Origin of the sequence: Methanimicrococcus blatticola (assembly GCF_004363215.1) — an archaeon.
Lineage (GTDB): Archaea > Halobacteriota > Methanosarcinia > Methanosarcinales > Methanosarcinaceae > Methanimicrococcus > Methanimicrococcus blatticola.
Genome location: NZ_SNYS01000006.1, coordinates 143,784 through 153,254, shown reverse-complemented (window position 1 = coordinate 153,254; position 9,471 = coordinate 143,784). Strand labels below are relative to the sequence as shown.

At 40.4% G+C, this 9,471-nt stretch carries 9 protein-coding genes (1 of these 9 cut by a window edge); 6 read left to right on the top strand and 3 right to left on the bottom strand.

From position 1 onward, the window contains the following. Positions 1-1,400: the 5' portion of a Cna B-type domain-containing protein gene (locus C7391_RS08670; RefSeq protein WP_449288500.1), read on the bottom strand. The gene continues 1,243 nt to the left of window position 1, outside the view; the window shows 1,400 of its 2,643 coding nt (coding positions 1-1,400); the start codon lies at positions 1,398-1,400; the stop codon falls past the left edge of the window. Between the two features lie 2,624 nt (positions 1,401-4,024). On the opposite strand from C7391_RS08670, the gene C7391_RS02720 reads away from it, so the two are divergent. Genes C7391_RS02720 through C7391_RS02700 form a run of 5 tightly spaced genes read left to right on the top strand, consistent with a single transcriptional unit; the run spans position 4,025 to position 7,560 of the window. Then, positions 4,025-4,579 carry a pyruvate ferredoxin oxidoreductase subunit gamma gene (locus C7391_RS02720; protein ID WP_133517015.1) on the top strand — a complete coding sequence of 185 codons (555 nt, stop codon included), beginning with the start codon at positions 4,025-4,027 and terminating at the stop codon, positions 4,577-4,579. Continuing rightward, entirely contained in the window at positions 4,576-4,857 is a 282-nt protein-coding gene (locus C7391_RS02715) for a 4Fe-4S binding protein (protein WP_133517014.1), read from the top strand. The genes C7391_RS02720 and C7391_RS02715 overlap by 4 nt, the downstream gene beginning before the upstream one ends. Further along, positions 4,857-6,071: a pyruvate synthase subunit PorA gene (gene porA / locus C7391_RS02710; protein ID WP_133517013.1), complete on the top strand. Its 1,215-nt coding sequence runs from the start codon at positions 4,857-4,859 to the stop codon at positions 6,069-6,071. Before C7391_RS02715 ends, porA begins: the two co-directional genes overlap by 1 nt. Continuing rightward, positions 6,068-6,961, top strand: coding sequence for a thiamine pyrophosphate-dependent enzyme (locus C7391_RS02705; protein WP_223611028.1), 894 nt, complete (start codon positions 6,068-6,070; stop codon positions 6,959-6,961). The genes porA and C7391_RS02705 overlap by 4 nt, the downstream gene beginning before the upstream one ends. Positions 6,962-6,999: 38 nt before the next feature. Further along, entirely contained in the window at positions 7,000-7,560 is a 561-nt protein-coding gene (locus C7391_RS02700; protein WP_133517012.1) for a hypothetical protein, read from the top strand. Here C7391_RS02700 and C7391_RS02695 read toward each other — a convergent pair whose 3' ends face one another. Then, positions 7,561-8,121, bottom strand: coding sequence for a bifunctional (p)ppGpp synthetase/guanosine-3',5'-bis(diphosphate) 3'-pyrophosphohydrolase (locus C7391_RS02695; protein WP_133517011.1), 561 nt, complete (start codon positions 8,119-8,121; stop codon positions 7,561-7,563). A 201-nt stretch (positions 8,122-8,322) separates the two neighbouring features. Between C7391_RS02695 and C7391_RS02690 the strand changes: the two genes are divergently transcribed. Beyond that, the gene (locus C7391_RS02690) at positions 8,323-8,868 is read left to right on the top strand and encodes a hypothetical protein (protein ID WP_133517010.1); all 546 of its coding nucleotides are present in this window, start codon (positions 8,323-8,325) and stop codon (positions 8,866-8,868) included. A 34-nt stretch (positions 8,869-8,902) separates the two neighbouring features. Here C7391_RS02690 and rimI read toward each other — a convergent pair whose 3' ends face one another. Further along, positions 8,903-9,430: a ribosomal protein S18-alanine N-acetyltransferase gene (gene rimI, locus C7391_RS02685; protein WP_133517009.1), complete on the bottom strand. Its 528-nt coding sequence runs from the start codon at positions 9,428-9,430 to the stop codon at positions 8,903-8,905. Between the last annotated feature and the right edge of the window lie 41 nt (positions 9,431-9,471).

Sequence of the window (9,471 nt, the reverse complement as noted above, 5' to 3'; positions counted from 1 at the left end):
GTCCAAACGGCGTATAAATCGTCATTGCCGGAAGGCATGGTGTAACTGCTGATCACAGAACCGGTCGGAGTTTCAGACCAGCCGACGAAATGTTTGTCGGTAACAGACCAACTGAAATCGGTTTCAGCATCAGGTAAAGTGACAGAAGAACCGGCAGCGTGTGTAGCGGTTTCAGTCAATTCGGGGTCAATGGAAACGTCGTTGGAGTGGTAAGTTAAAGTGTACTTTGGAATCCATTTAGCGTAAAGTGTTGTATCGCCAGTAACTGTACTCGCACTAAAATCCCATTTTGTTCCGGAATCGTAAGTTGATGTTGTATACCAACCTTCAATAACAGAATCAGTTTTTGCCGTTGCAGGAGTTGGCTCTGTAATTAAAGAATTTGACTGGACATTAGAGACAATTAACAATTCATTATTAGAAGAATCAGTCTGATCACGTACATAAGTCAGACTTCCTGAGGGCGTTGTTGTAATTATTGCATTATCATCGAAAGTTCCGCCCATGGCGTTGAAAGTGACAGTCGGTGACAAAGACACCCACTGTGCATACAAATCAATGGTTGACCAATTCCAATCATTCGGATCACCCATAATCGTATCAATTAAATGGAATTGATTTCCCGGCATGTAAGTCGTTCCGGAACCATCCGCTTTTGTATTCCACCCGGCAAAAATGTAATTTTCTTTTTCTAAAATATTCACGCCATTACCGGAAGCACCTTGATTATCTAAAACCATAACAAGGGCATTATAAACATAAGGATTAGACGAATCAACAGGAACGGTACCGCTGTCGGCCTCATTCGGATAATAAAGAACCTTGTAGTAAAGATCGGTATTGCAAGCATAATAAATAGTTACGTTATAATCATACCCGTTTTTGAACATGTAAAAGGGATTATTGTAATAGATATTATCATAACCCGAAATAACGGTCGTTGTTATAGAAACCCCTTTGCGTTCTTCAATAACTATTTTTTCAATATTGAAATTTGTATTATTATAATCTGGAACATACCAACCGTTCAAAAATGTATTGACATGCGTTGTTACGGATTTTGTTTCTTCGACAGTATCATACCATATCTCCGAACCAGAATTAAAATTGTAAACATGTTTTAAAGGGATATCAAGAGGACCGCTCCAGATAGCATATACTGTTTTATCCCCGTCCATATAAATTTGATTGAAAGAACTGAAACCCGGATAATAAGATTGACCCGTGCCGTCAGGATTATCATTCCAGCAAATAAATTCATATCCTGTTTTTGATAAGTCATTCGGGAAAAGAGCTGTGGCATAAGAGCCGTACGGATAACCAAGAGTGTCAACAGGAACAGACCCGGTTCCCCCATTTGCATCATAGGTAAGTGTATAGGTCTGCGGATTACCTTTCATATAATAATAGTGGACTTCATACATCTTTCCTTCACTAAATATATAATTTGAAGAAGTCAAATCGTTGCCCAATGTGTTTACGGGTGTAAAAGGTGCTTCATCATCCCAAATTGTTCGGATATTATCCCCGTTACCGGAAACGAGTGTTTGTATAGAAGCCGCAATAGAACCGTAGCTATAGAAGAAATTTAAGACATTTTTTCCGGATTCCATAACCATAGTAGTAGAATTGACCTCATACCTGCTCAATCTATCATAATCTTCCCAAGGGGTATCAGAATCATTAAAACTGAATGAGTCTAAATAGTAATCGGGCAACACGAAATTGGATACAGGATAAGTAACGCCTTCTCGAACAGTATAGTTGCGGAATGAAATAACATTAGGATTGCCGAATTGATCAAAATACCCCTGGAAATAGTCTCTGACATTTAACCAGCTTTTTGATTCAATGACTTCTATGCGAACCAATTCATAACCGGTTTTATCTCGTTTCCAGTCATACAAATCCGTAGAGACATCATAAGTTACAGTTTTGCCTTCCGTGAAGGATTCTTCTTCGGTCAAGCCATCCATATAATGGTGAGTAACGGGGAAACCGTATTTGTAATTAATAACAACAACGTAATGAAGACCTTCTTCGAATTCATAGATGTAATCAGCATCATATGCCAAATTGTTTTCGAGATTGACCGAATTATTTTGGAAATAAGTGACAGGCCCGCCGATGAATGGAGAAGTCAAGCTGTAAACAAAATACAACCACGAGTTATCTTTGATTAATCTGTAAAACGGATTATCAGAATTAGATGTTTCAGTTAGTTCAAGACCTTCGGCACTAAATTTCTGATGAACAGTATCAGAAGTAGGGATTCCGGTTTCATTAAAATAAGATTGATTAGCATATAAAGAAGCATTAAATACATCCCCAATAACGAATGTCTCCGGATGACGAGAGTTAATATATGAGGGAGTATGAAGAGAATCATAAAAATTGTAACCGAGACCGGTTTCCGCGGTTTCATAATGCAATGTCATTGAATCATAAATATATTCGTGATTCATGTAAGTTGAATTTATTTTGTTTGTCAAATTATAATTGCCTGCAGATATACGGTCACTGTTAAATTCAGCACAATCACTGATATCATCATAATCGTAAAAACTGGAAACTCTAATTCCATCATAATTGTGAATGACGTGAAGATAGGAATACGGACCGGGATTCTCAATTAAATCGTACTTAATCTTCATTTGATAAGTGTGATATTTTTCGAATTCATAAACATCGCCGATATTGACGAAAACATAAGAAGCTGAAAAAGGGGTTGTAATATAACCGGACTCTGTCGGTCCGCCATAATAGAAATTAAAAGTATAATTTGTCGGGTTGGCGTAATCCGGTTCGATATAAAAAGATGTATCCCCGTTTACAGGAACGCCGTTAATCTCTGATGGTGGATAATAATCAGGATGAAGATAATTATCACCATATACACTAATAGCCTTACCATAAGATACATTAAAATCGTAGAGATCATACTGATTTGTTGTCGTATTGTAAAGCCAATAATTTGAAACATGTTTTAGAGTCAAATCAGTGATTTCCATTCCAACAACTTCATACGTTCCTTTTTTTGTCCATGTCCAATCCGGAATAGGCTTGCTGCCCGGAGAGACTTCCCGTGACCGATATGAATACGAATCATCAGAGTCATCTAAAACATAACCATTACCATCATCATCATTATAGTAATGACCTAAAATAACTTCAACAGGTCTGGCATTTGGATCAACTATTGCAGCTCCTGCAATTCCCATGAATCCTGAAACAATACAAATGATTAAAATAAATACAAAAAAATTCTTCCAAAGAGACTTTACAGTCATCGCCATTTTTAATTCAACCCCTAATTCTGTTTTGTTATGTATTATATATACTGTATAGAATGTGTAGAATAATAAAAGTTTAAAGATATATAATTCTTTTCGAAAAATAATGATAGGGCGAAACAGTAAAAAAAGAAACGGGCAGTTAAATAGAATAAGAAAACACATAATAGAGAAATATTTGATAATAAATAGTTCTTAAAATAATAATTGATTCCAAATAAGAATATATATCGTTTCAATTTAAAAATATAAAATTAAGATTTAAGAGAACCAAGCGGATTGGATTGAGGCGTCTCTTGATTTCGAAAAATGAGTGAAATGGCAGAATAAAAGGATTTCAACAGTTAATGTAAACCTTCTATTTGTAATTTGAATGTTAACTTTACCAAAAGCTTAATAAGAAAATATAGAATTTAGGCATTTGTCATTATTATTAGATATCAAAAATATCGAAAAAGGTATCTGAAAATAATTGCAGAAATGCGATCAAGAGAGGGAAAAACGGAGTTATGTGTACAGGGATTTCGGATCAGGCTTGACCGGAAATAACCGCGTTTGTGGCTTGAATTCTTATCTTCCTTTTATGTAAATTAATCCCTCACCGCTTGCTCATTTTTGCATTAAACTAAAATTAAATACGGAATTGGCGGTTGACCTTGGGTCGTCGACTTTTTCGTTTATCTATCTTAAACCAAAATCTGCCTGATTTAATCACTTTAGAGGTTACCACTATGAAAGAAATCAGAATTCACGGACGCGGCGGACAGGGTTCCGTCACAGCCGCCGAACTTCTTTCCATTGCCGCTTTCACAGACGGCAAGTTCAGCCAGGCCTTCCCGGCTTTCGGTGTGGAAAGACGCGGTGCGCCGGTCCAGGCCTTTATGCGCCTCGACGATGCGCCGATTCGTGTCAGAAGTCAAATTTATGAACCGGACTACGTTATTGTCCAAGACCCGACCCTCCTTGATGTCGTCAACGTTACCGGCGGCCTCAAAGAAACCGGCGCTTTAATCATCAACACAAAAGAATCCGCCGACGCTTTCAAGAATTTGGACACCAAAGCCAAAATCATGACTGTTGACGCAACCAAAATCGCGATGGATGTCATCGGCGTTCCGATCGTAAACACGATTTTGCTCGGCGCGTTTGCCGCTGCCACAGGTGAGGTGGCTGTTGAATCGATTCAGGAAGCCGTGAAAGAAAGATTTGCCGGAAAAGTCGGTGAAAAGAATGCTGAAGCGATCCGTATCGCTTATGATTTTGTGAAAGGGGTGATGAACGCATGAAAGTAACAATCGGTGCAATCTGCGAACCCGGAACAGCCATGGAAAACAAAACAGGCGGCTGGAGAACATTCATGCCGGTTTTCAATTACGAAAAATGCATCCGCTGTGCGATTTGTGAAATCGCCTGCCCGGACATGTGCATTTATCCGGATACGACAACCGCAAACGACAAAGGAAAGTGCTTGTACAAAGCCAATTACGATTATTGTAAAGGATGCGGCATTTGCGCAAACGAATGCCCGAAAGATGTGATTACAATGACTTTGGAGGAAAAATAATGGCAGTCAACCCGAACGATAAATCAAAGATGGTTGTCGTGGAAGGCTCTTACGCTGTTGCGCACGCCGCAAAAGTTGCCCGCCCGCAAGTCATTTCCGCTTATCCGATTACACCTCAGACACACATCGTGGAAGACCTCTCCCAATTTATGGCAGACGGCGACATCCCGAACTGTGAATACATTAACGTGGAATCTGAATTTTCAGCCATTTCCGCTTTGATTGGTGCTTCCGCAACCGGTGCCAGAACTTATTCGGCAACAACGTCACAGGGTCTCTTTTTGATGCACGAAGCATTGTTCAACGCATCCGGCATGAGACTTCCGATTGTGATGACAGTCGTCAACCGTGCAGTCGGCGCACCGATTAACATCTGGAACGACCAGCAGGACTCGATTGCGCAGAGAGATTCCGGTTGGATTCAGCTCTACGCTGAAGACACACAGGAAGCGGCCGACATGGTTCTTCAGGCTTTCAAGATTTGCGAAGACAAGAATGTTCTTTTGCCGATCATGGTTTGCATGGACGGTTTCGTGCTTTCTCACGTTTACGAACCGGTTGTTCTGATGGATCAGAAAGAAGCGGACGAATATTTACCGCCGTTTAAGCCGGACCATTATTTGGACCCGAAAAACCCGATGTCATTCGGTACACTCGGCGACCCATCCGTTTACACGGAATTCCGCTACATGCAGGAACAGGCCATGAAGAATGCGCTTTCCGTTATTGAGAAAGCAGCTGATGATTTCAAGAAAGTGACCGGAAGATATTACGGCGGCTTGATTGAGGGTTATGAATTGGATGACGCTGAAGTCGTTGTCGTTTCATTCGGCTCGATTCTCGGAACGATTAAAGATGTCGTTGACGAATACCGTGCAAACGGTGAGAAGATCGGTGTTTTAAAGGTTCGTTCTTTCAGACCGTTCCCGACAGAAGCGATTAACAACGCTTTGAAGAATGCGAAAGCGATTGTTGTGATTGAAAAGGATATTTCAATCGGCAGAAATGAAGGTGCTTTGTTTACGGAAATCAAAGCGGGTCTTTACAACACGCCGACAAGAATTCCGATGACCAGCTACATGGTCGGTCACGGTGGCCGCGACATTCGCACGAGCCATATCAAAGAAATTATTGAAGCAACGAAGAAAGTTGCGGAAACAGGAAAGATTGACGTTGAATCTCAGTTCAACGAAGTGAAGGAGGACTTGCTGTGAGCGATAATCAACCTTTCAACTTATTGACCGCCGGCCACAACGGCTGTGCCGGTTGCTGTGACGCTTTGGCTGCCAAATACGTTTTGATGGCTGCCGGCCCCGACTGTATTGTCGTAAACCCGACAGGATGTCTGGAAGTTATGACAACACCGTTTCCGAGATCTGCTTGGAACGTGCCGTGGATTCACTCATTGTTTGAAAACGGCGGTGCTGTCGCGTCCGGTGTTGAAGCGGCTCTCATTGCGATGGGACGCAAAGGCAACACGAAAGTAATCGGCATGGGTGGCGACGGCTCGACAATGGACATCGGCATCGGTGCTTTGTCCGGCGCGTTTGAACGCAACCACGATATTACTTACGTTTGTATCGACAATGAAGCTTACATGAACACGGGTGTTCAGCGCAGCAGCGGCACACCGTTTGGTGCTTCAACGACGACAAGTCCTGCCGGAAGCAAATCTTACGGCAACAACACGAACAAGAAAGACATGCCGGCCATCATGGTCGCCCACGGTTCTCCGTATGTGGCAACCACGTCCATCGGCTACGCAAACGATATGATGAAGAAAGTCAAAAAGGCGGTTGACACTGTCGGCTCGACTTACATTCACGCGCATGCGCCCTGCCCGACCGGTTGGGGATTCGATTCGTCCAAGACGATTGAAATGGCAAAACTGGCTGTCGACTGCTGCCTCTGGCCGCTTTACGAAATTGAAAACGGCGAAATCACCGCTGTCAAGAAAATCAAAGACCCCAAACCCGTCGAAGAATACTTGAAAGCACAATCCCGTTTCAAACATCTTTTCAAGATGGAAGGCGGCGACAAGGAAATCGAAAAGATTCAGCAGCTTGCCGATAAGAATATTGCAAAATACGGTCTTGACAAGTAATTTTTTACTTGTCTCTTTTTTATTTTTTAGTGGTATACATGACAAACAAACTATCAAAAGTATACAAAAATCGGATCAGGCGAAATTTTTGGATTTCAATGATTACATTGTTTTTTCTTTTCCTTGTATTTACGATCGTGTTTCTTTATCTCTTTGCCCCGCTTTTGCAAATAACAGCAGACATATCAACTTTTTCAATTGCTTGTTTTGCATACCTTGTAGCGCTCATGATGTTGTTTTATTCTGAAAAACACAATTTGACTTCATTGTATAAGCAAAATGTTGAATTGAATCTTAAAAAATTGGAAATTTTGGTAAATCAAATTCAAAAAATCTACGAACCCCTTGATATGATAATATATGGAAAAATTGAAGAAAAGGAAAAGAGGGAATTGTTCAAAAATGTTTATTTAAATCGTTATATAGTTAATGCAGATGAACAAAAACGAATTGAAAAAATAAATGAAATAATTGTTCAAGACGATTCATTTGAAAACGCAATTGAACATTTAAATTATTTTAAAGGCAAAACAAAAGAAATTCAAGAAAAACACAATAAATTGATGGATGAAACATATGAATGTTTAGATTCGTTCTAATTATTTCATAAACATCCTTTCATACAACTCAATTTTCCCCTTCAATCTTTTAGAAACATACTCAGAACTCCAACCAAGAATCTCCAAAATCAAAATCGACTCTTCATAATATTCCAAAATCTTCTCGCTTCCCCAATGCGCCGGCGGTTTTTGAAGATTAACAATCCGGTCGCACATTTTTATGACGGAAACATCCGAACCGCCGTTTTTGATTCCTAAAAGATAATCTTCAAGGGGCTGACCTTTTCTTTTCGTTAATAAATTGACGCCGTTAACGACGGCGGGCTCGAAATTTTGAAGCATTTCATCTTCTGTGATCGGCGTGTCTTCTAAAACATCGTGGAGAAGCGCGATTTGAACGGCGTCTTTGATGTTTGACAGCGGTTCGTTTTTGTCGGCTTCCATTACTTCAGCGGCGACCATGCAAACGTGAATGACGTAAGGCAAGCCGGCGTAGAGTTGACCGTCATGGGCGGCGGCGGCGTAAAAAAGCGCTTTGTTGTAAAAATCCGAAAGTTCTGATTCGGGCGGGAGGGGAGACGTTGAGTCATTCTGATTCATTTAATCACAGCCATTTAATCATAAAATTTATAAAAATGATACAAAACGCAAGTAAATAAAATGATTTGAATTTTCCCGGGCAAACGGTTCGTATTTGAGAAACGAATAAATTCAGATTGTAGATGTAGATTATGTTTGTGATATTATATTTATACTATAACGATCATCACGAAATTGTTTGGCACTAAACAGGTGTGATTTATGACAACTCAAAAAAATAAAAGATTTAATTTCCCCGGTTTTGTATTTTTTGCAATCGCAGATATTGCCGTTTTTGTGATATTGTATTTGATCTTATTCGAATCCGGGGCCATTCAAGGATTGGCTTCGATGAAAGCAATTATCGGTCTCGGCTTGGGTATGATATGTGTCGGAAGTCTGCTGATTTATTTGACGCACGCCGTTTCAGATTTGAAAGTCCGCCGCGTATTAAACATCGGCTACATTCCGTTTGTGGGCGGTGTTTTGATGGTAACATCTGAATTGTTGGTATTTGATTTAACCAACTTCACCGGGCAAACGCTCACCATCAGTGATTTATTAATGATTTTAATTTCAATGATATTGCTTTTGATTTCATTCGCCGCCGTTTACTTCGCACTTCGCCCGAAAGCGAATGGATCTTACGCGGTCGAAAATGAAATGGAAGGAAAACTTGAAAAAACGGAAAGAAAACTCGAAGAAGCTGAAAAAAGAATAACCGTTTTAGAAAGTGAAATTAAAGCTCTCAGAAATAACCCGAAGTAAAAACAATTAAACAGGCGAAATAATTAAAACGATTTTAATTAACGCCTTTTCCTTCTTTTTTTCCGGCTTCCCCGAAGACTTTCATCTGCTCTTTTCTGAAGAAATAAGAATTCAAATTCGCCATCATCACGTAACCGTCTTCGCCGTCGGAATAATATTGTGATTCCACCCACGCCGTCATAAATCCGAGTTTGGTGTAAAGATTGATGGCAGGCTTGTTGCTGACACGAACTTCAAGCGACGCTTTTTGCAAGCCTTTGATCAGGAAATATGTACACATGTGATCGATTAAAAGTTCGGCGATTCCGCGGTTCCGGTAATATTTGCTGACGGCAACCGAAAAGATGTGACCTTCCGACTCCGAAAGCGCGTAGCCGACAATAAAGCCGACAACATCGCTGCCGAGAACACAGACAAAAAAACCGTCACGAAAGACTTCATAGAAATTGATGTATTCATACGGATTGTGTTCGTTAAAAGCCTCCGCTTCCAGCATCAAAATACTGTATTTGTCGTCGGGAAGGTACCGGCGAATGAACGGCTGCGGAAGCGAAACAGACATGATATTTACGAATATGGAAAAGCTTGCATTTTAATGTTTGT